Below are 23770 nucleotides of genomic sequence, written 5' to 3' on the forward strand. Positions count from 1 at the left end.
GGTGCGCCGGCGCCGGCCGCGGTGTCGCTAGCGCGGGTCGGCGGTGACGCGTTCGAGCGCCGCCCGGCCCGCGGGGCCCCAGGTCGGCTTGCCGCCGGGCAGGCCCCGGTCCCCGTTCTGGCCCATGAGCATGAGGAACAGGGACTTCATGGCGGCGAGCCCACGGGCACGGCGGATCGTCGCCTCGTCCGCACGCGCGTACGCGTCGAAGAAGCGTGCGGCGGCGCCCGCCGGAAGGAGAACCCAGGCGGCCGCGAGATCCCAGGCCGGATCACCGGCGAACATGTCGCCGAAGTCGACCACGCCCGTCAGCGTCCCGTCCGAGACGACGACGTTGGCGGGGTGCAGGTCACCGTGCACCCACAGCGGTGGGCCCTCCCATGCGGGGGCCGCCACGGCGTCGTCCCAGACGGCCCGGACGTCGGCCGTGATGTCACCGGGATCAACGGCTCGCAAGAACCTCTCGAAGCCGTCCCCGCACTCCTTGGGGTGACCACCACGGTCCGAACCGGCCGGCGCCTCGGCGGGCGCCTCGACGTGGAGCGCCCTGAGGAAACCGGCCAGCGTCTCGGCCGCGTGCTCACCACGGCTGATCACGCTGTGGTCCAGCGGCTCACCCGGAACCCACGTCATCACGGTCCAGTGCTTGGGGAAACGCGCGGACGGTGCGCCGTCGCGGACCGGGGTCGGCACCGGGAGCGGCAGGCGCGGGGCCAGCACGGGCAGCCACCGCCGCTCCTTGAACTGGTGCTCCGGGGTGGGGTCCATGCGCTGCATGCGTACGGCCAACTCGTCCCCGAGCCGCCACATCTGGTTGCCCCAGCCGCCCGCCACCTCGCGGACGGTCAGTCCCGCGAGGTCCGGATGCTGTTCCCGCACCAGCTCGCGCACCAGGTCCGCGGTGATCTCGATCTCGCCCTCGGTCATGCGGAGTCACAGTACGAGATCCATCAACTCTCCCAATTGACCGGTCAATTGATGGATTGTACGGTCGAAGGGTCAGGGCAGGAACAGTGCCGCCGGTCGGCGGATTCGACGAACGGACCGGTCAGTTGGCAGCGCCGCTCTACGTGCAGATCAGACGAGAGATCGAAGCGAAGATCCGTGCCGGGGAACTGCCTCCCGGCGCGCGGTTGCCGACCGAGAAGGATCTCTCCGTGCGGCACGGTGTCAGTCGTGCCACGGCACAGCGCGTCCTCAACGACCTGGCGGAGGCGGGGCTGGCGATCCGCCGACGGCGTCACGGTACGTTCGTCGCGGATGTGACGCGGCAGATCAATCTGCTCAACTTCGTCACCCCCGCGACGGCCGCCAAGGGCGTGCCGGGCCGGCACGAGGTCGTCTCCGCGCGGATCGTCAGAGCCGCCGACGCGGTCCTGGCGCTCCCCGGCGCCGCCGCCGACACGGCCGTGGTCGAGCTGGTGCGCCGCAAGTTGAACGTGCGCGAGGAGCCGCAGTCGGTCGAGCGGCACGTCGTGCTCTTCGCGGCCGCCCCCGACCTGCTGGACGAGGACCTCGAACACCTCGTCACCCTCCCGTACCTGCGACGCAGGGGCGTGCCGATCGACGCGATCCGGCTCTACCTCGACCCGATCGTCCTCGACGAGCAGGACGCCGCGCTGCTGGACAGCGAGGTCGGGACACCGGCGTTGATGCGGCGCCGGGAGTTGCGCGCCGAGGACGCGACCACCGTCGAGGTGGTCACGACCCTCGTCCGTCCGGGCACCGCCGAGTTCTTCCTGGAGCTGCCGGTCCCGGACCTATGAGCACCAGTCGCCTCCGGAAAGGGGATGCGCGGACATGAAGGTCATCATCATCGGTGCCGGTGTGCTGGGCGTGAGTGTCGCGAGGCAGCTCGCCGTCGCCGGTCAGGACGTGCTCCTCCTCGATCAGCGGGGAGCGGGCACCGGCACGAGCGCGACCACCTTCGCCTGGACCAACTCCAGCCGGAAACCCGACCCCGCCTACCACCGGCTCAACCTCGCGGGCATGGAGGAGCACGCCAGGCTCGCCGAGGCACTGCCCGGCGCGCCGTCGTACTTCCCCAGCGGGGCACTGCAGTGGGCGGACGCCGCGAACGAGCAGCGGCTCGCCGACAACGTGGCACGACTGCGTTCCCTCGGCTACCCCGTGCACTGGGTCACGGCCGACGAGGCGACACGCACGGCGGGCGAACTCCGCGTACCGGCCACCATCACGTCCATCGCGCACTTCCCCGGCGAGGGGTACGTGCTGCCGGAGCTCTTCGTGCGGAACCTGCTGACGGATGCCCGGCGGCACGGCGCCACCTACCTGATCGGTGAGGTCGAGGCCGTCGACGACGGACCGGACGGAGTCTCGGTCACCCTGGCCGGAGGTCAGGTCCACCGGGGCGATCGCGTCGTCCTGGCGGCAGGCCGCTGGACACATCGGCTCGCCGCTCGGGCCGGGATCGACATTCCCATGGTGACCGACACCGGCCGTGGAGCGCAGACCGTCGGCCTGCTCGGATACGCCGCCTCCCCCGCCCTGGACCTGCGGTGCGTGATCCACAGTCCGGGCCTCAACCTCCGCCCCGCAGGCGGCGGACGTACCGTCCTCCAGGCCCTCGACCTCAACGCCGACGTCGATCCGGCGGACCCTCCGTCCGCCGACGGGGACATCGCACGCACCCTCGCCGAACGGTTCTCGGCGCTGCTGCCAGGTCCCCACCGGGAGCCGGAGATCGACCTGCGGGTCGGCATCCGGTCGCTGCCCGCGGACGGCCACACCGTCGCCGGCTACGCCTCCGCGCGGTCCCGTGTCTACTGCCTCGTCTCGCACAGCGGCGTCACCCTGGCACCGATCCTGGGGCGCCTGGTCGCGGCCGAACTCTCCACCGATCAGGAGCAGAGCCTCCTCGCGCCCTTCCGGCCCACGCGGTTCAAGGGCGTGCCTCGCGCGGACGTCGAGGTGGACCAGCGGGCCGTGCGGCTGGGCGAGCAGTAGCCGACCGGGCGGCGCTGCGGGCTGGCGCGGCGGGCGGCCCGTTCACCCCGTCTTCCGTCACGTACAACCCTCTGTCCACCTGGAGGGTCGTACGGACGTCGGATCATCAGACGGGAGTATCACGTTGCGCGCACGTACCCTGCCGGTGGCCACGGTCGCCGCCCTCGCCCTGGCCGTCACCGGGCTCGGCGCGCCCTCGGCCGGCGCGGCGCCCTCCGGTCTCGCGGACGACTTCAACGGCGACGGCTACCGCGATCTCGCCATCGGCACGCCCAAGGCGAGCGGCGGCACGGTCACCGTCCTCTTCGGCTCCTCCTCCGGCGTCAGCCGGACCCGGTTCGTGAACGTCACCCAGAACACCCCGGGCGTGCCGGGCGCCTCGGAGAGCGTGGACAGGTTCGGCGAGAACGTCACCAGCGGCGACGTGAACCACGACGGCTACGCCGACCTGATCGTCGGCGCGCCCGGCGAGGAGGTCACCGGCAAGCCGCGCGGCTCCGTGACGATCGTCTGGGGCGGCGCGAAGCCGTTCACCTCGGGCGGCATAGCCCTCACCGCGCCGACCGCCGAGGCAGCCGGCTTCGGCGAGGGCGCGGCCTTCGCCGACCTCGACGGGGACGGCACCGCCCAGCTGGCCGTCGTCGGCACCGACACGTTCTGGTGGTACGGCGACGGGGGGCCCACGCAGGACGGCGCCATCGCCCCCGAGTTCGACTTCCTGCCGGACGGCGTGCGCCTCGACGGCATCGTGGCCGGCCACTTCTCCTCCACGGACGGCGGCAACGGCTACGAGTACGTCCTGCACGGCAGCCGCACCGAGCCCGACGGCACCCCCGCCCCCGGCTACATCGGCGTACTGCGCGGCGGGCCCGGCGACATCGGCTCCGCGCACACGGTCCTGAGCGACGACGGGACGACCGGCTCGGCGGCATGGTGGTCGTCGGCCGTCGCGACGGGCGACATCGACGGCGACGGGTACGAGGACCTGGTCGTCGCCGACTCCGCGGGCGTCAAGGGCGGTTCGTTCACGGTGCGGTACGGGTCGGCGTCCGGGCTGCCCCTCAAGGGCCGCACGTACCACCAGGACAGCCCCGGGGTCCCCGGCACCGACGAGGCCTACGACGCCTTCGGTTCGGCGCTCGCCCTGGGCGACGTGACCGGCGACGGCCGTGCGGACCTCGCGATCGGCGCCCCCGGCGAGGGGGTCGACGGCAAGCGCACCGTGGGCAACGTCGTCCTGCTCAAGGGGAGTTCGAGCGGCCTGACCACGACCGGCGCCCAGTCCTTCCACCAGGCGACGGCGGGTGTACCGGGTGCCGCGGAGGCCGGCGACCACTTCGGCTCCTCGCTGCGCCTGCGCGACATCAACGGCAACGGCAAGGCCGACCTCGCGATCGGCGCGTACGGCGAGGACGTCGTGCCGGACGGCTACGACGACGGGGCGGGATGGGTGCTGCGAGGCGCGGCCACCGGCCTCACGACCAGCTCGGCGACCTCCTTCAACGCGACGGACTTCGGATACCCGGTGGTGGCGGGCCGGAAGTTCGCGAGCGTCCTCGCCCGCTGAGGCCACCGTGCCGCCCCGCGCGCCGGGGCGGCGACACCATCGAGCGACTCACGTGGTGGAGCGGGAGTGCACGCTGACGGCGTAGCCGCAGCCGTCGTCGTAGGGGTCGCCGCTCCAGGTCGCGTAGCGCTGACGAAGCGTCAGTCCTGCCTGGGCGCACCAGTGGTCGAACTCCGGGAGGGTCACCGTCGGTTCCGGCAGCGGCAGGTGGGCCGCGTCCAGGCCCATGCCGGTGACCAGCAGTCCGCCCGGTCGCAGTACGGCGGCCAACTGCCGGACGACCGCCGCCTCGGTGCCGGGCGCCAGCAGCGGGACGACGTTCCCGGCGGCGATCGCCAGGTCGTAGTCCGGTTCCAGGCAGAGGGTGTCCAGCCGGGCGAGGTCGCCGAGGAGCCACTCCTGTGCGGGAGCCTCCCGGCGGGCGACGGCGAGCATCGAGGCGTCGATGTCCACGCCGGTGCAGGTGTGGCCCAGTTCGGCGAGCCGAATCGCGATCCGGCCGGTGCCGCAGCCGGCGTCGAGCACGCGGGCGGCGGGCCGCGCCAGCAGCGCCGCGCAGAAATCGGCCTCGCCATGGACGTCGTGGCCCGACGCGGCGAGTCGCGCGAAGCGCCGGGCGTACTCCTCTCCGGCCTGTCCGCCGGTCAGTTCGGCCCAGCGATCGCGATCTCCGGTCATGTTCCACGCCTTCCGGTCAGGCTCCACCCCACGGATCTTATAGGTGGGGGCCACCCGGTCCGGCAACACGGTGACCGTCAGTGACGGAGGTGACGCCGGCACGGACACCTGCACGGGAGACACCAACGACCTGAAGGACAGCTGCGAGAGGTGACCGCCCCTCCACCTCGAACAGTCACGGCATCACGGGAGCGAGTTTCGCGCGGAACTGGCGCAGGACGGCCGGCTGTTCGGTGATGCGGAGGCCTTGGATGCGAGGGGCGTCGCGGACCGTGCGGGCCAGCGTCCGGCCGATGTGGTCGAAGTGGCCGCGGGTGTAGGTCCGGCGGGGGACGGCCAGTCGCAGCAACTCGTACGGGGCACTGGTGAGGGGCGTGCCGTCCTCGTCCTCGGTGCCCAGGTAGAGGGAGCCGAGTTCGACGGAACGGATGCCGCCCTCCAGGTACAACTGGCACGCCAGTGCCTGGCCGGGGAAGTGGTGCGGCGGGATGTGCGGCAGCAGACGGCCGGCGTTGAGGTAGAGCGCGTGGAGCCCGGGCGGCTCGACGATGTCGACGCCCGCCGACCGCACCACGTCCGCCAGATAGGCGGTGTCGTCGGCCCGGGCGTGGAGATACCCCGGGTCGGTGACCTCGCGCAGGCCCTGGGCGACCATGTCCAGGTCGCGGCCCGCCAGTCCGCCGTAGGTGGGGAAGCCCTCGGTGGCGATGAGCAGCAGTTCGCAGCGCCGGGCCAGAGCGCTGTCACGCAGCCCCAGGAAGCCGCCGATGTGGGCGATGCCGTCCTTCTTCGCGCTCATCGTGCAGCCGTCGGCGAGCCGGAAGGCCTCCTCGGCGACCTGCCGGGGGCTGTGGTCGCGGTAGCCGGGCTCGCGCCGGGTGACCAGCCAGGCGTTCTCCGCGAACCGTGCCGCGTCCAGGATCAGGGGCACGCCGTGCTCCCGGCAGAGCGCGGAGGTCAGGGTCAGGTTGGCCATGGACACCGGCTGGCCCCCGCCGCCGTTGTTGGTGAGCGTCATGATCACCGCGGCGACGCGGCCGCCGTCGGGCCCGTCCAGGACGGCCTTGAGGCGGGCCGTGTCGATGTTCCCCTTGAACGGCTCGGAACTGTCGAGGTCCGCGGCCTCCGGGCAGGGCAGGTCCCAGGCCTCTCCTCCGACCAGCGCGACGTTGGCCCGCAGGGTGTCGAAGTGCGTGTTGCTCAGGAAGATCTTGCCGGGGCCGAGGAGCGTCGAGGCCAGCAGCCGTTCGGCCGCGCGCCCTTGGTGCACCGGCAGGATGTGCGGGTATCCGGTGAGTTCCCGGACGGTGTCGTGGAAGCGGTGGAAGGAGCGCGAGCCCGCGTACGACTCGTCGCCGTCCATGGCGGCGGCCAGCTGGGCCGCGGACAGGGCTCCGGTGCCCGAGTCGGTGAGCAGGTCGATCGTGACCTCGTCGGCCCGCAGGTCGAAGAGGTTGTGGTGGACGCGGGCGAGGGCGGCCTGACGCTGCTCCCGGGTGGTGACGGCGATCGGCTCGACGACCTTGATTCGGTACGGTTCCACGGTCGGTCTTCCCTTCGGGTGTGCGGGACGGGTGTGCGCCGGACGAGTGGCGGGGGCGGGGTTCAGTCGCCCTGCGGGGCGGTGTCCTGCCTTGGGGGCAGGACGCGGTACGCCTCGGACGAGAAGTAGGTGGTGATCCGGGGTGCCTGCCGCCCCGCCTGGACCAGGCTCAGATAGGAGAGGAGGCCGACGCCGGCGGTCAGGGGGCGGACGGTGAGCGCGGCGAGGGCGCGGTCGACCGGTTCGCCGGGCACGCCGTACCGGCGCAGGAGCCGTACGGCACGCTCGCGGGCCTCCGCGTCGTCGCGGACGTAGGCCCGGACGGGCACATGGAGGCCGTGGCCGGTCGGGTGGTGGGTGTCCGCGCCGGTGAACGAGTAGCAGGAGACGAGCGGAAGCCGGTCGAAGGGACCGTCTCCGCCGACGAGGCGGCACAGGTCCGCGACCCGTTCCGGGCACGCCCCGGGCACCGCGCGCGCGGCGTCGGCCGCGGCGGCGGCCGTGGCGCCCGGGTGGACGACGTAGACCTTCACCCGCGGCTCGGCCCAGGGGCCCACGTCCAGGGCGAAGAACATGAACCCGTGTCCCTCCGGTGAGCGGGCGGCCACATGGCGCCGCACGGGTTCGAAGGCGCGGGCGTGGCCGAGCCTCGTCATGGCCTCGGTGACGGTCTCCATGGCGCGCTCGCCGCCTCGGGCCCCCGGGTTCAGGTACAGCTTGACTCCCGTCGGGCCGGTCGGCCGCAGTTCGAGGGCGCACCACAGGGTCAGCGGCCCGTGGGGCTCCGGCGGCAGGAACAGGTCGCTCAGGCGGGTCAGTTCTCCCAGTCCGAACCCCCACTGGGCCGCCAGGCGCCCCACCGCCGCCCATGCCGTGCGGGCGTTGTCCGGCAGCGACCGGGCGGCGAAGCCCGGGTCGACCAGCACCCGCAGGACGGGGGCGGCACCGGCGGGGAAGGTCAGGGAGAACTCCACCGGCGTGTGGTCGTCCGACACGAAGGAGGGGGAGGGCGGCGGGCCGTCCACGGGCAACGCGGCGGCCGGGCCCAGCAGTTCGGTCAGCACCCGCTGGTGTGCGGTCCGCTGCCACGCGCCGATGCCGGCCACGTCGCACAACCGTCCCAGCTGACCGGCGGTGAAGTGCCCCAGCCGGACCGGGGCGCGGCGGCGCGCGGTCCCGTCGACCGGGTCGGGCGCCGGGAGCGGCGGCGGGGTCGCCGCTCCCCCGCCGGGGCGGCCGGCGCGGTGTGGTGTGTAAGCGTTCATGGGTCCTCCTGGAGCGGTGGTGGTCGTGGTCGAGGGCGCGGCGCCGCGCGGCGGCACCGATCGGGCCCTCGGCGCGGGAGTCGACGCACCGTTTGTAGCCGCTGCGGGTTGTTCACGATCGGCGGGCTGGCGCTGAACAAACGCATGGTGAACAATCCCGAATGGCTCGGGGGAGGTGCGTTTCAGGTGCCACGGGGAGAACGCCCGCTGGAAGCGGAGAGCGGCCCGCTGCGGGATTTCGCCGCGCGTTTGCGGAAACTGCGGGAGCAGGCCGGAAGTCCGACCTATCGGGACCTCGCGCGGCGGGCGCACTATTCGATCGGGGCACTCTCCGCGGCCGCGGCGGGACGGCAGCTTCCCTCGCTGGCCGTCACCCTCGCCTACGTCCGCGCCTGCGGCGGTGACGTGCGGGAATGGGAGCTGATCTGGCGCAGGACGGCCGCCGAGTGCGCCGCCGGGAGCGTCACCCCGGCATCGGCGGCGGGGGAGGCCGAGGAAACACCGGCCGTCTCGCCCTATGTCGGTCTGGCCGCTTTCCGGCAGTCGGACGCCGACGCTTTCTTCGGCCGGGACGAACTGACCGGCAGACTTGTCGAACATCTGAACAGAAAAAGATTTCTCGTTCTGTTCGGGGCCTCGGGATCCGGGAAATCCTCGGTGCTGCGCGCCGGAGTGCTGCCCCGATTCACCGGCGAACCGGCCCTGGTATTCACCCCCGGCGCCCGCCCTCTGGAGGAGTGCGCGATCCATTTGGCGGCCCGCGCCCGCCTCACGCCGGGAGCCGTCGCGGACGAACTCGCCTCGGAGCCGCGTACGCTCCACCGCGTCGTACGCCAGATCCTGGCCCGCTCACCGGATCCGGCCGGCGAACTCCTCGTCGTCGTGGACCAGTTCGAGGAGGTCTTCACCCTCTGCGCCGACGCGGAGGAACGTGACGCCTTCGTCTCCGCGCTCCTGCACGCCGCGCACACCCCCGACAGCCGCTGCCGTGTCGCACTGGCCGTACGGTCCGACTTCTACACGCACTGCACCCGGCTGCCCGCCCTCGTCGACGCCCTGGCCGAGGCCCACGTCCCCGTCGGTCCGATGACGCTCGACGAACTGCGGGCGGCGATCGTCCAGCCTGCCGCCCGCCTCCGGCTGACCGTCGAGGGCGCCCTCCTCGCCGCGCTCACCGCCGACGCCCACGGCCGGCCCGGGGCGCTCCCTCTGCTCTCGCACGCCCTGCTGGAGACCTGGCACCGCCGGCGGGGCAACACCCTCACCCTCGCGGGATTCCAGGCCGCGGGCGGTTTCGAGGGCGCCCTCGCGCAGACCGCCGAAGCGTTCCACGCATCCCTGAACGAAGCCCAGCAGACCCTCGCCCGACTGCTGTTCCTGCGTCTGATCGCCCTGGGCGAGGGCACCGAGGACACCAAACGCCGGGTGCCGCGCCACGAACTCGACGAGGGCCACGACACGACGCTGGTGCTCGAACAAGCCACCCGGGCACGTCTGCTGACCGTCGACCGCGACCACGTCGAGATCGCCCACGAGGCCCTGATCCGCTGCTGGCCCCGTCTCGGTGGCTGGCTGGGCGAGAACCGCGACCGGCTGCGTCTGCACCGCGCGCTCACCGAGGCCACCGCCGTCTGGGAATCCCTGGACCGCGACCCCGACACCCTGTACCGGGGGCTGCGTCTGGCCGCCGCGAGGGACCTGCCGAAGGAGACGCTCACCGCCCGGGAACGCGCCTTCCTGGACGCGAGCGAGGCGGCGGAACAGGCACAGACGCGGCGCGCCCGCCACCGTATCCGGCGGCTGCGCCGCCTCGTCGCGGCGCTCGTCGTCCTGCTGCTGTGCGCGGCGACCGCCGTCGGCCACGCGCTGCGCTCGCAGCGGACCGTCACCGCGCAGCGCAACCATCTTCTCGCCCTCCAGGCCGTGGAGACCGCGACGGCCCTGCGGACCCGGGACCGCTCTCTCGCCGTCCAACTCGCCCTCGCGGCCTACCGGTTGGAGGAGAACCGGGCCACCCGCAACGGCCTGCTCAGCGTCGCCCCGCACACGCTGGCCCGCCATGTCCACGCCCTGGCCGTCACCCCCGACGGCCGCAGGCTCGCCACCGCCCACGACGACGGCAGCCTGCGCATGTGGGACATGACCGACCCCCGCGACCCCCGTCCCCTGGGCGCGTCCCACGGCCACCCCGACAGTGCCCACACCCTGGCCTTCGGTCCCGGCGGCGAGACACTGGCCGGTGTCGGTGAGGACGGCGTGATCCGGCTCTGGGACGTCACCGACGCCGGCCGACCGCACCTGCGGTCGACCACCCCGAGCCGACACGGCGACTTCGTCTTCTCCCTGGCGCTGAGCCCGGACGGCCGCACCCTCGCCACCGGCAGCTACGACGACACCGTCCGTCTGTGGCACGTCCGCGACCCGGCCCGTCCGCGCCTGCTGAAGGAACTGACCGGCCACGAAAGCAACGTCAAACCGGTCGCGTTCAGCCCCGACGGCGCCACCCTCGCCTCCGGCTCGGACGACCGCACGGTCCGCCTGTGGGACGTCACCGACCCGCGCCACGCCTCCACGACCGCCGTGCTCCGCGACCATGACGACTTCGTCGTCGGGCTCGCCTTCAGCCGGGACGGCCGCACCCTCGTCTCCGGCAGCGACGACCGCACGGCACGCCTGTGGGACGTCGGCGATCCGCGCCACCACCGCAGGCTCGGCCGGCTCCACGCCCACACCGGCATGATCGGCTACGTGGAGTTCACCCCGGACGGCCACGAGGTGATCACGGCCGGCCAGGACGGCACCGTACGCCTGTGGAGCGCGACCGACCGCTCACGTCCCACCGAACGCGCCCTGCTGACCGGTCTCTCCGGCGGCCTCGCGATCGTCCTGCCGCTGGCGGCCCCCGACACCGTCGCGACCCTCAGCAACGACCACACGATCGAGATCTGGAACACCGACGTCGCCCGGGTACTCGCCCACGCCTGCGCCCACGTCCGCACCCCCCTCACCGCCGCCCGGTGGACCCGTCACTTCCCCGGCCTCGACCACCGCCCGCCCTGCCCCCACCACGACTGACGGCTACGCATACGGATTCGGCGAGGTCAGAGGAAGTCGGCGAGCCCGGCCAGGAAGCGGTCCACGTCGTCGGTGGTGTTGTAGGGGGCCAGGCCCGCGCGCAGGGCGGGGGCTTCGAGTTTGAGCGCGGTGAAGGGCTCGTGGGCGTAGAACGACCCGGCCGGTGCCACCACACCGCGGGCGGCCAGGTGCGCCTGGGCCTCGCGGGCGTCACGGCCTTCCAGGGTCATCAGGAGGGTCGCCGTCCGGTCTGGCGCCTTCGAGTGGACGGTGACGGCGTCGCCCAAATGCTCCAGCCCCTCCTGCAGCCGTGCGCGCAGCGTCAGTTCGTGCGCGTGCAGGGAGTCCAGGGAGTGGGTGAGGCGCTCCCTGCGCGCGATCGCGGTGCCCGGGTCCAGCGCGGCGAGGAAGTCGACGGCGGCGGTGGCGCCCGCCAGGATCTCGTAGGGCAGTGTGCCGAACTCGAATCGCTCCGGCACCGTGTCGGGGGACGGTACGAGCTTGTCCGGGCGCACGGTTTCGAGGAACTCGGGCGCCGCCACGAGGACTCCGCAGTGCGGTCCGAGGAACTTGTACGGCGAGCAGACGAATACGTCGGCACCGAGGGCGGGGACGTCCACGAGGTGGTGCGCGGCGTAGTGGACACCGTCCACGAACACGAGGGCGCCGACGTCGTGCGCGCGGTCGGCGATCCGTCGCACGGGCGGCTTGGTACCCAGCACGTTCGAGGCCGCCGTGACCGCGACGAGACGGGTCCGGGACGTCAGGGCCCGCTCGTAGGAGTCGAGGTCGAGGTCCGTGGTGTCCGGGTCGATCTCGATCCAGCGGACCGTCACTCCGGCGCGCTCGGCGGCCTGGATCCAGGGGCGGACGTTGGCGTCGTGGTCGAGACGGCTGAGGACGATCTCGTCGCCCGGGTGCCAGGTCTTGGCCAGGTGGCGGGAGAAGTCGTACGTCAGCTGGGTGGCGCTGCGGCCGTGGACGACGCCGTCGGCGGGCACCTGGAGGAGGTCGGCGTAGGCGGCGCGGAACTCCTCGACGGCGCGCTCGGCGTTGACTTCGGAGGGGCTGACGGTCCCCCGGTTGGACAGGGGGCCGGTCAGCGTCGCGACGATCGCGTCGGCGACGGGGCGGGGGGTCTGCGTTCCGCCGGGTCCGTCGAAGAAGGCGAGCCCCGAGTCGAGGGAGGGGAAGTGGGCCCGCAGCGCGGTGACGTCGATGGCCATGCGCGGCCTTTCTCTCGGAACGGGTTGCCTGGCGTCCTTCCGCGGGGCGGATCGCCCGGCGTCGCGGTCCCCCTACCCTGACGCGCGCCGCCATGCACGTGCTCCGTCGCGGGAGACCGGATCATCGATGCCCCGTCCGCAGCTCGCCTCACGGTCGCCGGAGGCGCTGTCGCTGCTGCCGCGTCGGGGCGCCGGTCATCGCAGGCTGCCTGTCAGGGTGTCGTCCTGCCAGGCCGCCAGTCGGTCGGCGAGCGGAGCGGTGCCGTCGAGAACGTGCCGGGAGAACGCGTCCCGTTCGTGGGCGATGACGGCGGCTTCCCAGACGCAGGGGGCGAGGCCGGCGCGTCCCGGGCGGAGTCGGTCGGGACGCCCGGCCGGGCCGGTGAAGACCGCCAGGTCGGACATGTAGCCCTCGATCCAGGTGTGGACCAGGACGTAGTCACCGTCACCGCCCGCGTGCAGGATCAGGGCGGCGAGCCCGAGCGAGCCGCGGACGCGCCCGAGTTCGAGGTGCGCCGCCGCGATCCGCAGGGCCGCGGCCGTGTCCTGCTCCGCGACACTGCGGCCCGGGGCCTCCAGGGAGTACACCTTGACCAGGTGACCGCCGGCCTCCCGCGTGCCCAGCGGACGTACGGTCCGTCCGTGATGTCCTCGGGACAGGTCGAGCAGCGCCGCCGAGTCCACCGCGGCCGGAAGTGGGTGATCACTCATGCGTCCATCATGCGACGGCTATTCCGGCTGAGTCACCGTCAGCGCCCAGCGGATCTGTTCGGACGACGCGTCGACGCCGATGGTGAAGGACCCCTGTCGGACCACACCGGCGTCCATGGTCACCGAGCCGACCCCGGCCGTGCCCGCCGGGCAGTCGACCGAGAACGCGGCGACCTCCGTCTCCTGCGAGCGCATCGTCACCCGCACCTCACCGCCGCCCTCGCAGGCCACCGTGAGGACGGTCGGCAGCATGTCCCAGGCACCTCCCGACGCCACCCCGCCGTCGCCGGTCTGTTCGGGCACCCACACCAGGCCCTCCGGGCCGGGATGGGGCAGCAGGGGATCTCCGGCCGCCGCGGCGGACCCCGCGCCGGAAGCCGCCAGCACACAGGCCGTCAGCGCCGTCACGGCCAGGGCTCGTCCCGTTCGGTTCACACACACTCCCTCGTTCGTTTGTTCGGGAGGCCACAGTCTGCCCGCGTGATCACCGCCGGACCTGAGTACGCGTACTCAGGACGATCAGGTTGGCCGGAAAACGCTTCGCGCCGCGTCCCGGCTCGGTCACAGTGTCACAGGGCTGTCCGGGGACGGTCCGAAGACGGTTCCCTGTCGGTGCGAGCGGGTGGCGGGAACGCTCCCATGAGGCACGATCACCGGACATTCACACTTTCGGGGAGTTCCTCATGGCTCACGCAGCCCGTACACGCCGTATCACCGCCGTACTCGCCGCCTGCTCGCTCGGCGCAGTGGCACTGACCGCGTGCGGCGGGGGCGCCGACAAGGACACGGCTTCCCCGAGTACGTCCGCGAGCGCGCCCGGCAAGAGCGCGGACAAGGGCAAGGGCGCGGGCGGGGAGAAGGGCGCGGACGCGTCCTCGACAGCCTCCCCCGGGGACAACGGTGGCACCGGCGGCAGCGGCGGCTCCTCCGGTGGTGGCGGCAGCACCCCGCCCCCGTCGAAGGCCGGATCGGACACGTCCGGATCGGACCAGTCCGTGTCCGAGGAGTCCGGGACCGGCGACGACCAGGACGGCGGCGTGGGCATGTGCGAGACGGCCGACCTGAGCTACGACGTCACCGTCGCGTCGAAGCCGGCCCACCACGCCCTGCTGACCGCGACCAACGACAGTGGCGATCCCTGCCTGCTGTCGGCGAACGACCTGGTGATCACGATTCCGGGCCTCGACGGCGCCGCGGAGCACCGCGGCCCCACCATCGACGACTGGATGCTGAACGCCGGCGAGCGCGCCTACGCCGGGATCCTGTTCGCGGGACCCGGCACCGAGGGCGGCAAGACCGCCGGCCAGGTGGAGATCGCGCTCACGGCCTCCGAGAGCCCGGTGACGGTGACGATCGCCGACGGGCCCGTCACGGTCAACGACGGCACCGTCACCAGCTTCCTCGGAACGGCCGAGGACGCGCTCTCCTACTGACCACGCCCGGGTCGCGAGCCGGGCGGCGCGGTCAGAGGTCCAGATAGAACCGGATGGTGGTGCCGTCCTCGGCGGTGTGGAAGCGCACGAGGTCGGCGACGTAGTGGACGAGCATCAGACCGCGGCCGCCCAGCTGGTCGCGCGCCGGGGGCCTGCGACCGGCCAGGGGGTCGGTCAGGCGCCCCCGGTCGTGGACCTCGCAGACGACCTGCGGCCCCTCGGCCCAGACCCGCACGGTGCCCGAGCCACCGCCGTGCACCACGCTGTTGGTGGTCAGCTCCGCCACCGCCAGCATCAGATCCTGCAACCGGGCACCCGCCAGGCCCAGCCGCCCGGCCTCCTCGACCGCGAAGGAGCGGGCCAGCGGGAGCGCGTCCCCGTCGAAGGAGAGGGAGGCCGCTCCGGGCGGGCAGGTGAGCGGCTCGTTGTAGCGGGCGACCGCGTGCTCGGGATCGTAGGTGTCGCTGGTCAGTTCGACGCCGGCGTCGATGACGACGGGGTGGGTGACATAGGCGTCCGCGAGCGCCTCCGGGGCGAGGGCGTCCGCGTCGTACGGGCACAGGATCGTCACGTCGCGGCCCTGGAAGGCCGCGTTGATGAGGGCCTCGTGCTGGACGCACGCCGGGTACTCCACGGCCGAGCGGTCGGCCCAGATCGGTTCGCCGATGATCCTCACCCGGCCCGCCGGGTGGGCGTCGGCGAAGGCGCGCAGCACCCCGGGAATGATCCGCCCCGGGTTGCGGCCCGCCGACGTCATGTCGAGGAACGTGACCTCGGCGGCGCTCGCGCCCATCCCGTCCCTGATCAGCTCCAGGTTGGGGCCCGGGACGGCGACCGCGACGGCTTCCCCGGCGGACAGTCCCTCCAGCAGGAACGGCACCGTGCCCGCCGTGTACTGCTCCCTGCCCCGGTAGAACAGCGCAGGGTGCACAAAAGGTTCGTGTTCTCTGTTCGTGGCCGTACTCATCGCCCCGCCACCTCGATCTTCGAAAGGCCGGGCCAGAACATGTCCAGGATCCGCTCCAACTCCGGCGGTGGACGGTCCACGACGATCCGGCCCGTACCCAGTCGCTGCGCCGTGACCGCCAGCGCGGCCGCGCCGCCCACGTCGATGGACATCAGGTCGGCCAGCTCCACGAAGGAGACGTCCGTGTGGGCGTGCGCCAGGTCCTCCAGAGCGTGTTCCCAGAAAGAGCGGGTGATCACGTTGATCTCTCCAGCGGCTCGGATTCCCGGGCGGCCCGGCAGAGAGCGGATCTCCAGCGCGGTGCCCCCGTGCGTTCGTACCGGCCCCGGCCCGTGCACGTCGTGGGAGGCGTCCATGGTCTCTCCCCCTGCCCCGTGCGCCGCTGTACGGCGCTCCCCGACTCCACGCCCACCGTACCTGGGGTGACGGCGGGCAGCGGACACGTCATCCTATAACCCGCCGGTGCGGCGACGCTCAGCCGGCGTCCGGCCGATCGCCGTCCTGCGGACCGCCGTCCGGCCGTCCGGCGCGCGCCGGTCGGAAGCACGCCGACACCGTCTTGCCGTGGCGCTGGCACCGCATCTCCAGCGTGTCGGCGAGCATCCGTACGATCCCCACGCCGCGGCCGGAGGTCTCCCCCGGCTTGGGGCTGCGTTGGCGCGGCAGGGTCGGATCCTCGTCGTGGACGCTCACCTGCAGGCATTCGCCGTCCCAGGTGAGGATCAGACGCGCGTCGCTGTGCGCGTGGATGTGCGCGTTGGTGAGCAGCTCGGACACGGCCAGCACGACGGCGTCCACCGTCTCGGGCTCGTCCGCGGTCCACGGGAGGGACTCCAACTGCCGTCGTGTCCATCGCCGTCCGGCGTGCACTCCTCCCGACACGGGAAACGAATGCGCCCATCCCTTCGCCTTGATGCCCGTCGCTCCGGAGCCCGTCCTCTTGCTCGTCACCGACTTCCCCGTTCTCCCGTCCGACGTGGTCTCGTACACACCGTGTGCCCGCCAACCGCGCCCGCAGACGTGCCGCGGACGGCGTTCGTGTCGGACGGCGGTGATCAGTCCTGCGGTACCTGGGCCACCCGGACGCCCACGAGGCAGGTGTCGTCGTCCGTGTCGGACCTGCTGTAGGTGAGGAGGCGGTCCAACTGCTGGTCGAGTGTGGGGGGCACGGTGCGGGCCGCGGTGAGCAGTTGGGCCAGGGATTCCTCCACGGAGCGGTCACGGCGTTCGATCAGGCCGTCGGTGTACATCAACAGGGTGTCGTCGACGGCCAGTTGGATTTCGTGTTCCTCGTAGGTCGCCTCGGGCAGTGCGCCGAGCAGCAGACCCTTGATCAGGGGCAGCGGCGTCGCCTCGGCCGCGCGGACCAGGACCGGCGGCAGATGGCCCGCCCTGGCCCAGCGCAGGGTGTGGCGGTGGGGGTCGTAGAGGCCGCAGACGGCGGTCGCGGTGACGGCTCCGGTCAGGTGGTGGGCCACCATGTTGAGCCAGGCCAGAAGCTGTCCCGGCCCGGCGCCCGTCACGGCGAGACCGCGCAGGGCGTTGCGCAGGACGACCATGCTGGTGGCCGCCTCTATGCCGTGTCCGGCGACGTCCCCCACGCACAGCAGCACCAGCCCGGAGGGCAGCACGACCGCGTCGTACCAGTCGCCGCCGACCAGGTGCTGGGTCTCGGCGGGCCGGTAGCGGACGGCGACGCGCAGTCCGGGGGCCTCCAGGGGGGCCTGGGCGGGGGGCATGATCGCGTGCTGGAGCTGGAGGGTGAGCCGGTCGCGTTCGCTCGCCTGCTGTTCGGAGTGGGCGAGCTGGTCGCGGGTGGCGGCGAGGGCCACCTCCGTCCAGTGGTGGGCGGAGATGTCCTGGTAGGCACCCCGGACGACGAAGAGCCGGCCGTCGGAGTCGAGGACCGGCTCGGCCACCACACGGATGTGCCGGGTGACGCCGTCGGGCCGCTGGAGCCGGAAGGCGGCGGACGCGGAGCGGCGGTGGTGCAGCAGGGTGCGCAGGAACCGGCCGATGGCGACGGCGTCGTCGGGGTGGGCGTGGGCGGGCAGGTCCTCCAGGGGGACGGGCCCGCTGATGGAGGGCTTGCCGTAGAGGCTGTAGAGCTGACCGTTCCAGGTGATCTCGCCGGTGAGGAGGTTCTCCTCGAACCCGCCGATGCGGCCGAGGCGTTGGGCGTGCTGGAGCAGGCTCGCCAGCCGTGCGGTCTCGTCCTCTATGCGCCAGATGAGCAGGACGCTGCCGCCGTGCCGGGTGATGTTGATGTCGGCGACCGCCGACAGCGGGACGTCCTCCACGAGGGAGGTGAGCCGCATGCGGCGGGCACGGAACGGCTCGCCGGTGGCGTAGACCCGTTCGACCTGCTCGAACAGGTCGCTGTCGCCGGCGGACATGGGATACGTCTCCAGGAGCAGGCTGCCGTTGACGACGCCCCGGGGCCGGCCCGCCGGGTCGAGGAAGCGGCTGTTGACGTGGTGGATGCGGAAGTCGATCAGTTCCCCGGTGGAGTCCAGGTGGGGGACGAGCACCAGCGCGGGGTCGTGGAGTCCGTCGGCGAGGTCCATCAGTTCGGCGACGTCGGGCAGGTTCCCGGTTCGCGTGTCGCCGTCGCCGTCGCCGTCGCCGTGGTGCGGGGCGAAGGTCCCCAGCGTGTGGGCGCACAGCTCGGCCAGGGCCTCGACCTGGCGGACGATCTGCGGGGGCTGGGCCTCCAGCGGGGTGGGCCAGACGATCTCCAGCACTCCGTGGATGCGGCCGCCGGTGCCCGCGGGTACGGCGACCCGGCCGCCGTCGGGATGGTGGTGCCGTCCGATGGAGGGCAGGCCGGTCTGGGACAGGCTGCCGATCCACTGGCCGGCCCGGTCGCCGAGTCCGCGACGGGCGACGGTGACGACGCCGGGCGGGACGTACCGCCAGCGGGTCGCCTCGGCGGCCGAGAACCCGGCACTGCCGGCGAGGGTGAGGGAGCCGTCGGCGCCCAGCGCCCAGATCGCCACGGCTTCGGCGCCGAGCGGCGTCAGGGCGTGTTCGAGGAGGGAGTCGGCGACGGCCTGGGCGTCGTGGGCGGCCAGTGCGGCGCTCTCGGCGGTCCGCAGCCGTACGGCGAGGGAGCCGCCGCCCGGCGGGTCGTCGGCGTCGTCCCCGCTCGCGGTGGTCGCGAGGAGGGCGGTCGTCGTCTCGGAGAGCCGGTCGCGGGCGGCCTGGTTGATGACCTCGACGGCGAACTCCAGGGGTGTCACGCCCGCTTGTTCGGTCAGTTCGGCGAGTTGCAGGGCGGCCTGGGCCGGCCCGCACCCGAGCCGCTCCACGAGGATGCCCTTGGCCAGTTCGATCACGGCACGACCGTCGGCCTCGGCATGGGCCGCCTGCACCTCACGCCGCAACCGCTCCACGGTCGCGGCGAGCCGCCCGACGGGCGAGGACTGCGCCTTGGTGTCCAGGGCGTGCACGTCCGCACCGACCGCGACCGGCTCGTCGGCCACGCGCCGGTGGTCGGCCGCGGGCGAGTCATGGACCACGGCCGCGTCGTCCGGCGCCACGTCTGCCGACGGCTCGTCCGCCGGCGGCTCGTCCGCCGGCGGCTCGTCCGGCGTGGCGTCGGCGTGCTGCGGCTCGGCCGGCTGGTGGGGGTTGCTCACGGTTGACCTGTTCCTCGGCTCGGGCGTCGCGGGACGCCACGCGGTGGGCTGGTGCGCGCGGCGGTGTGACGCCCCGTCATACGGTCAGCCACCGTCGGACGCGGCCGATGAGGTCACCCGTGTCGACGGGCTTGGTGACGTAGTCGTTCGCCCCCGAGGCCAGGCTCTTCTCCTGGTCGCCGGGCATGGCCTTCGCGGTGACGGCGATGATGGGCAGGTCGGCGTACTGGGGCATCGACCGGATCTCCGAGGTGGCGGTGTACCCGTCCATCTCGGGCATCATCACGTCCATCAGCACCAGCGAGACGTCCGGGTGGGCGAGCAGCATCTCGATGCCCCGGCGGCCGTTGTCGGCGTGCAGGACGTGGAAGCCGTGGAGCTCCAGCATGCCGCTCAGGGCGAAGAGGTTGCGGGCGTCGTCGTCGACCACGAGGACCTTGCGGCCGAGGAAGGCGCCGTCGACGACCTGCGTGGCGGGGCGCTGCGTCTCCTCGGCACGCACCAGGGACAGCACGTCCCCCGGCTCCTCGGCGGACAGGTGCAGGGTGATGCGTTCGCGCAGTTCGTCCAGGCTGGAGAGGAAGTCCAGCGGGCGGCCGTCCGCGCGGGAGCGCAGTGCCTGCTCGTGCGCCAGGTCCACCCGGTGGCCGGTGTGCACGAGGACGGGCACGCTGGCGAGCGCCGAGTCGCCTTCCATGGCCTCCAGCAGACGCGCTCCCTCGTCGTCGGACAGGGCGAGTTCGAGGACGACGCAGTGGCAGGGTTCGGCGGCCAGGGTGCTCGCGGCCTCCTGGGCTCCGACCGCCGTGATGATGTCGATCGCGCCGAGGGGGTCGCCGTCGGAGGCGAGGTCCGCGACGGCGCGTTCGGCGACGAGGGTCAGCAGTCCGCGCGGGCGGTCCTCGACGACCAGCAGACGGCGGCGGCGCTGCTCGGGCACGGCGGGGGACGCGGTGTCCGGCCGGGACGCCGACGGGAGTTCCCGGCGGGTGGGGTGCGCGTGTTCCGTGGGCCGCCCGTCGGCGTCGAGCAGTTCCTCGAAGTCGTCGCGGGCCACGGGCAGGTAGAGGGTGAAGGTGCTGCCCTGCCCGGGTGTGCTGTCGACCGTGACGGCGCCGCCGAGCAGATGGGCGATCTCCCGGGTGATCGACAGACCCAGTCCAGTGCCGCCGTACTTGCGGCTGGTGGTGCCGTCGGCCTGCTGGAACGCCCCGAAGATCGTCTCCAGTTGCTGCTGGGGGATGCCGATGCCGGTGTCCTCGACCCGGAACGCCACGACGGGTCCGCCGCGCAGGACGCCCACGGGTACCTCGCGGTCCAGGGCGGGTTCGATGCGGAGGGTGACGCCGCCCTCCTCGGTGAACTTCACCGCGTTCGACAGCAGGTTGCGCAGGATCTGCCGCAGCCGGGAGTCGTCGGTGAGGAGGTCGGCGGGCGTGCCCGGCGCGGTGGCCACCGTGAAGTCCAGGTTCTTCTGTGACGTCATCGGGCGGAACGTGGCCTCGACGTACTCCAGGAGCTTGCGCAGCGGGACCCGTTCGGGGGCGACGTCCATCTTGCCCGCCTCGACCTTCGACAGGTCGAGGATGTCGTTGATCAGCTGCAGCAGGTCCGAGCCCGCCGAGTGGATGATGCCCGCGTACTCGACCTGCTTGGGCGTGAGGTTGCGTGAGGGGTTCTGGGCGAGCAACTGGGCGAGGATCAGCAGGCTGTTGAGCGGGGTGCGCAGTTCGTGGCTCATGTTCGCCAGGAACTCCGACTTGTACTTGGACGCCAGCGCCAGCTGCTGTGCGCGGGTCTCCAGCTCCTGCCGGGCCTGTTCGATCTCCAGGTTCTTGGCCTCGATGTCGCTGTTCTGCGACGCCAACAGGGTGGCCTTCTCCTCCAGTTCGGCGTTGGAGCGCTGCAGTTCGTACTGCTGGACCTGCAACTCCTCCGACCGGGCCTGGAGTTCGGCGGTCAGCCGCTGGGACTCCCCGAGCAGTTCGTCGGTGCGGGCGTTGGCCACGATGGTGTTGAGGTTGACGCCGATGGTCGGCATCAGCTGGCTGAGGAAGTCCTGGTGGATCTGGGTGAAGGGGGTGACGGAGCCCAGTTCGATGACGCCGAGGACCTGGTCCTCCACCACGATGGGCAGCACCACCAGGGCGCTGGGCACGGCCTGTCCGAGGCCGGAGGAGATGGTCACGTAGCCCGGCGGCAGTTCCTCGACGCTGATGGGACGGCGATTGCGCGCGGCCTGCCCGACCAGCGAGCGGCCCACGGGGATGCGCTCGGGCCGGTCGGTGTCGTCGGGGTAGCCGTACGAGCCCACCAGCCGCAGTTCGGGGCCGCGCTCGGTGTCCTCGGCGAGGTAGAAGGCGCCGTACTGGGCGGAGGCCAGCGGCGCGAGCTCGTCCATGATGAGTTCGGCGACGACGGGCAGGTCGCGGTGGCCCTGCATCAGGCCGGAGATCCGGGCGAGGTTGGTCTTGAGCCAGTCCTGCTCCTGGTTGGCGCGGGTGGTCTCGCGCAGGGACTCCACCATGGAGTTGATGTTGTCCTTGAGGTCGGCGACCTCGCCGGACGCCTCCACGGTGATGGAGCGGGTCAGGTCGCCCTCGGCGACGGCGCTGGTGACCTCGGCGATCGCGCGGACCTGCCGGGTGAGGTTCCCGGCCAGCTCGTTGACGTTCTCGGTGAGCCGCTTCCAGGTGCCCTCGACGCCCTCCACCTCGGCCTGTCCGCCGAGCCGGCCCTCGCTGCCGACCTCGCGGGCGACGCGGGTGACCTCGGCGGCGAACGACGACAGCTGGTCGACCATCGTGTTGATGGTGGTCTTCAGCTCCAGGATCTCGCCGCGCGCGTCGACGTCGATCTTCTTCGACAGGTCGCCGTTGGCCACCGCCGTCGTGACCAGGGCGATGTTGCGGACCTGGCCGGTGAGGTTGTTGGCCATCGAGTTGACGTTGTCGGTGAGGTCCTTCCACGTGCCCGCGACGTTCGGGACGTGGGCCTGGCCGCCGAGGCGTCCCTCGGTGCCGACCTCGCGGGCGACGCGGGTGACCTCGTCGGCGAACGCGGAGAGCGTGTCGACCATCGTGTTGATGACGTCCGCGAGGGCGGCGACCTCGCCCTTGGCCTCGACGGTGATCTTCTGGGAGAGGTCGCCGCGTGCGACGGCGGTGGCGACCTGGGCGATCGAGCGGACCTGCCCGGTCAGGTTCGACGCCATCACGTTGACGTTGTCCGTCAGGTCCTTCCAGGTCCCCGACGCGCCCCGGACGATGGCCTGTCCGCCCAGGTTGCCCTCGGTGCCGACCTCGCGGGCCACACGGGTCACCTCGTCGGCGAAGCCGGACAGCTGGTCCACCATCGTGTTGATGGTGTCCTTGAGCTCGAGGATCTCCCCGCGGGCGTCCACGGTGATCTTCTGGGACAGGTCGCCCTGAGCCACCGCCGTGGCCACCTGGGCGATGTTGCGGACCTGGGAGGTGAGGTTGGCCCCCATGAAGTTCACGGAGTCCGTGAGGTCCCGCCAGGTGCCCTTCACGCCCTTGACGTCCGCCTGCCCGCCGAGGCGTCCCTCGGTGCCGACCTCGCGGGCGACGCGGGTGACCTCGTCGGCGAACGCGGAGAGCTGATCCACCATCGTGTTGATGGTGTTCTTCAACTCCAGGATCTCTCCACGGGCGTCGACCGTGATCTTCTGCGACAGATCACCCTCGGCCACCGCCGTGGTCACCTGGGCGATGTTGCGGACCTGGGACGTGAGGTTGCCGGCCATGAAGTTGACCGAATCGGTGAGGTCGCGCCAGACCCCGCCGACGCCGGGCACCTGGGCCTGTCCGCCGAGCCGCCCCTCGCTGCCGACCTCGCGCGCGACGCGCGTGACCTCGTCGGCGAACGCGGAGAGCTGGTCGACCATCGTGTTGACGGTCTCCTTCAGCTGGAGGATCTCGCCACGCGCCGGGACGTCGATCTTCTGCGACAGGTCGCCCTTCGCGACGGCGGTCGCCACCTGTGCGATGTCGCGCACCTGGGTGGTCAGATTGCCCGCCATGGCGTTGACCGAGTCGGTGAGATCGGCCCAGGTGCCCGAGACGCCCGGCACCTCGGCCTGTCCGCCGAGCGTGCCCTCGGTGCCCACCTCGCGGGCCACGCGGGTGACCTCCGAGGTGAACACGGACAACTGGTCCACCATGCCGTTGAAGACGGTGGCGATGTCGCCGAGCAGCCCCTCGCCGTCGGAGGGCAGCCGGGTGCCGAAGTCGCCGTCCCGTACGGCGGTCAGTCCGGCCAGGAGCTGCCGTAGCTCCTGCTCTCCCGGAGCCCGTTCGACGGTCTCGGTCGTCTTGCCGCTCATGCGCACCCTCGTTCCGCTCCCCAAGAGCCCTCGCGCCGAGGACTCGGAACCCGCGCCGGGCCGTGAAGGCCCCGCTCACCGGCCGGATTTCCGCAGTTCACGGAACGGCCGGATGAGAAAATCCGGTGAAGGTTAACGCAGTTGTCGTCCGACAACCAAAGCCGGTCTCGAAGATCCCGGCCGCCCCGAAAAGATACCTGCCCGGGTGGCATACACGGCCGGACCGGGGGCACTCGGGACGGTTTCACGCCGCCGCCCGAGGCACCCCCGAGAGCACCTCACCGAGAGCACTTTCCGCCGCTTTCCGGCTCTCTGTCCAGCTCTTCACCGAGCACTCCACCTTCGCGAGGAA

17 protein-coding genes are annotated in these 23770 nt (G+C 72.3%); 5 read left to right on the forward strand and 12 right to left on the reverse strand.

Features of this window, described 5'->3' with window-relative positions:
- Window positions 1-27 precede the first annotated feature (27 nt).
- Window positions 28-927, reverse strand: coding sequence for an aminoglycoside phosphotransferase family protein (locus L3078_RS01545; RefSeq protein ID WP_239750120.1), 900 nt, complete (start codon window positions 925-927; stop codon window positions 28-30).
- A gap of 125 nt (window positions 928-1052) precedes the next feature.
- Here L3078_RS01545 and L3078_RS01550 point away from each other — a divergent pair, with 125 nt between their 5' ends.
- The 3 genes from L3078_RS01550 to L3078_RS01560 all read left to right on the forward strand — a co-directional run bounded on the left by L3078_RS01550 (window position 1053) and on the right by L3078_RS01560 (window position 4534).
- The gene (locus L3078_RS01550) at window positions 1053-1766 is read left to right on the forward strand and encodes a GntR family transcriptional regulator (RefSeq protein WP_239750121.1); all 714 of its coding nucleotides are present in this window, start codon (window positions 1053-1055) and stop codon (window positions 1764-1766) included.
- 34 nt (window positions 1767-1800) lie between these two features.
- On the forward strand, window positions 1801-2967 hold the full coding sequence (locus L3078_RS01555; protein WP_239750122.1) for an NAD(P)/FAD-dependent oxidoreductase: 1167 nt from the start codon (window positions 1801-1803) through the stop codon (window positions 2965-2967).
- A gap of 124 nt (window positions 2968-3091) precedes the next feature.
- Complete coding sequence (locus tag L3078_RS01560) at window positions 3092-4534, forward strand: FG-GAP and VCBS repeat-containing protein (protein WP_239750124.1); 1443 nt, start codon at window positions 3092-3094, stop codon at window positions 4532-4534.
- A gap of 48 nt (window positions 4535-4582) precedes the next feature.
- Here L3078_RS01560 and L3078_RS01565 read toward each other — a convergent pair whose 3' ends face one another.
- The 3 genes from L3078_RS01565 to L3078_RS01575 all read right to left on the reverse strand — a co-directional run bounded on the left by L3078_RS01565 (window position 4583) and on the right by L3078_RS01575 (window position 8020).
- The gene (locus L3078_RS01565; RefSeq protein WP_239750125.1) at window positions 4583-5212 is read right to left on the reverse strand and encodes a class I SAM-dependent methyltransferase; all 630 of its coding nucleotides are present in this window, start codon (window positions 5210-5212) and stop codon (window positions 4583-4585) included.
- Window positions 5213-5387: 175 nt separating this feature from the next.
- Window positions 5388-6755, reverse strand: a complete 1368-nt coding sequence (locus L3078_RS01570) for a tryptophanase (RefSeq protein WP_239750126.1) — start codon at window positions 6753-6755, stop codon at window positions 5388-5390.
- 62 nt (window positions 6756-6817) lie between these two features.
- Window positions 6818-8020: a tryptophan dimethylallyltransferase family protein gene (locus tag L3078_RS01575; RefSeq protein ID WP_239750127.1), complete on the reverse strand. Its 1203-nt coding sequence runs from the start codon at window positions 8018-8020 to the stop codon at window positions 6818-6820.
- A gap of 186 nt (window positions 8021-8206) precedes the next feature.
- On the opposite strand from L3078_RS01575, the gene L3078_RS01580 reads away from it, so the two are divergent.
- Window positions 8207-11095, forward strand: coding sequence for an nSTAND1 domain-containing NTPase (locus tag L3078_RS01580; RefSeq protein ID WP_239750128.1), 2889 nt, complete (start codon window positions 8207-8209; stop codon window positions 11093-11095).
- 26 nt (window positions 11096-11121) lie between these two features.
- Here L3078_RS01580 and L3078_RS01585 read toward each other — a convergent pair whose 3' ends face one another.
- From L3078_RS01585 to L3078_RS01595, 3 genes are all read right to left on the reverse strand, one after another.
- Window positions 11122-12321 (reverse strand): cysteine desulfurase-like protein, encoded by a 1200-nt coding sequence (locus tag L3078_RS01585; RefSeq protein WP_239750129.1) that lies wholly within the window; start codon window positions 12319-12321, stop codon window positions 11122-11124.
- Window positions 12322-12516: 195 nt separating this feature from the next.
- Entirely contained in the window at window positions 12517-13032 is a 516-nt protein-coding gene (locus L3078_RS01590; RefSeq protein WP_239750130.1) for a hypothetical protein, read from the reverse strand.
- Between the two features lie 18 nt (window positions 13033-13050).
- The gene (locus L3078_RS01595) at window positions 13051-13467 is read right to left on the reverse strand and encodes a hypothetical protein (RefSeq protein ID WP_239750131.1); all 417 of its coding nucleotides are present in this window, start codon (window positions 13465-13467) and stop codon (window positions 13051-13053) included.
- A gap of 248 nt (window positions 13468-13715) precedes the next feature.
- On the opposite strand from L3078_RS01595, the gene L3078_RS01600 reads away from it, so the two are divergent.
- Entirely contained in the window at window positions 13716-14465 is a 750-nt protein-coding gene (locus L3078_RS01600) for a DUF4232 domain-containing protein (RefSeq protein ID WP_239750132.1), read from the forward strand.
- A 31-nt stretch (window positions 14466-14496) separates the two neighbouring features.
- Here the strand turns inward: L3078_RS01600 and L3078_RS01605 are convergent, their stop codons facing one another.
- From L3078_RS01605 to L3078_RS01625, 5 genes are all read right to left on the reverse strand, one after another.
- Window positions 14497-15432, reverse strand: coding sequence for an anti-sigma factor RsbA family regulatory protein (locus L3078_RS01605; protein ID WP_239750133.1), 936 nt, complete (start codon window positions 15430-15432; stop codon window positions 14497-14499).
- Entirely contained in the window at window positions 15429-15788 is a 360-nt protein-coding gene (locus tag L3078_RS01610) for a hypothetical protein (protein WP_239750134.1), read from the reverse strand. The genes L3078_RS01605 and L3078_RS01610 overlap by 4 nt, the downstream gene beginning before the upstream one ends.
- A gap of 118 nt (window positions 15789-15906) precedes the next feature.
- The gene (locus L3078_RS01615; RefSeq protein WP_239760164.1) at window positions 15907-16347 is read right to left on the reverse strand and encodes an ATP-binding protein; all 441 of its coding nucleotides are present in this window, start codon (window positions 16345-16347) and stop codon (window positions 15907-15909) included.
- Between the two features lie 140 nt (window positions 16348-16487).
- Window positions 16488-18917 (reverse strand): SpoIIE family protein phosphatase, encoded by a 2430-nt coding sequence (locus L3078_RS01620; protein ID WP_420864155.1) that lies wholly within the window; start codon window positions 18915-18917, stop codon window positions 16488-16490.
- Between the two features lie 232 nt (window positions 18918-19149).
- Complete coding sequence (locus tag L3078_RS01625) at window positions 19150-23418, reverse strand: HAMP domain-containing protein (protein ID WP_239750136.1); 4269 nt, start codon at window positions 23416-23418, stop codon at window positions 19150-19152.
- Between the last annotated feature and the right edge of the window lie 352 nt (window positions 23419-23770).

This window comes from Streptomyces deccanensis, from assembly GCF_022385335.1.
Classification (GTDB): Bacteria; Actinomycetota; Actinomycetes; order Streptomycetales; family Streptomycetaceae; genus Streptomyces; species Streptomyces deccanensis.

Coding starts and splice junctions, on each gene's coding strand:
- L3078_RS01565 (WP_239750125.1), bottom strand. CDS start 5,212: ATGACCGGAGATCGCGATCGCTGGGCCGAACTGACCGGCGGACAGGCC.
- L3078_RS01625 (WP_239750136.1), bottom strand. CDS start 23,418: ATGAGCGGCAAGACGACCGAGACCGTCGAACGGGCTCCGGGAGAGCAG.
- L3078_RS01575 (WP_239750127.1), bottom strand. CDS start 8,020: ATGAACGCTTACACACCACACCGCGCCGGCCGCCCCGGCGGGGGAGCG.
- L3078_RS01605 (WP_239750133.1), bottom strand. CDS start 15,432: ATGAGTACGGCCACGAACAGAGAACACGAACCTTTTGTGCACCCTGCG.
- L3078_RS01555 (WP_239750122.1), top strand. CDS start 1,801: ATGAAGGTCATCATCATCGGTGCCGGTGTGCTGGGCGTGAGTGTCGCG.
- L3078_RS01585 (WP_239750129.1), bottom strand. CDS start 12,321: ATGGCCATCGACGTCACCGCGCTGCGGGCCCACTTCCCCTCCCTCGAC.
- L3078_RS01545 (WP_239750120.1), bottom strand. CDS start 927: ATGACCGAGGGCGAGATCGAGATCACCGCGGACCTGGTGCGCGAGCTG.
- L3078_RS01590 (WP_239750130.1), bottom strand. CDS start 13,032: ATGAGTGATCACCCACTTCCGGCCGCGGTGGACTCGGCGGCGCTGCTC.
- L3078_RS01600 (WP_239750132.1), top strand. CDS start 13,716: ATGGCTCACGCAGCCCGTACACGCCGTATCACCGCCGTACTCGCCGCC.
- L3078_RS01610 (WP_239750134.1), bottom strand. CDS start 15,788: ATGGACGCCTCCCACGACGTGCACGGGCCGGGGCCGGTACGAACGCAC.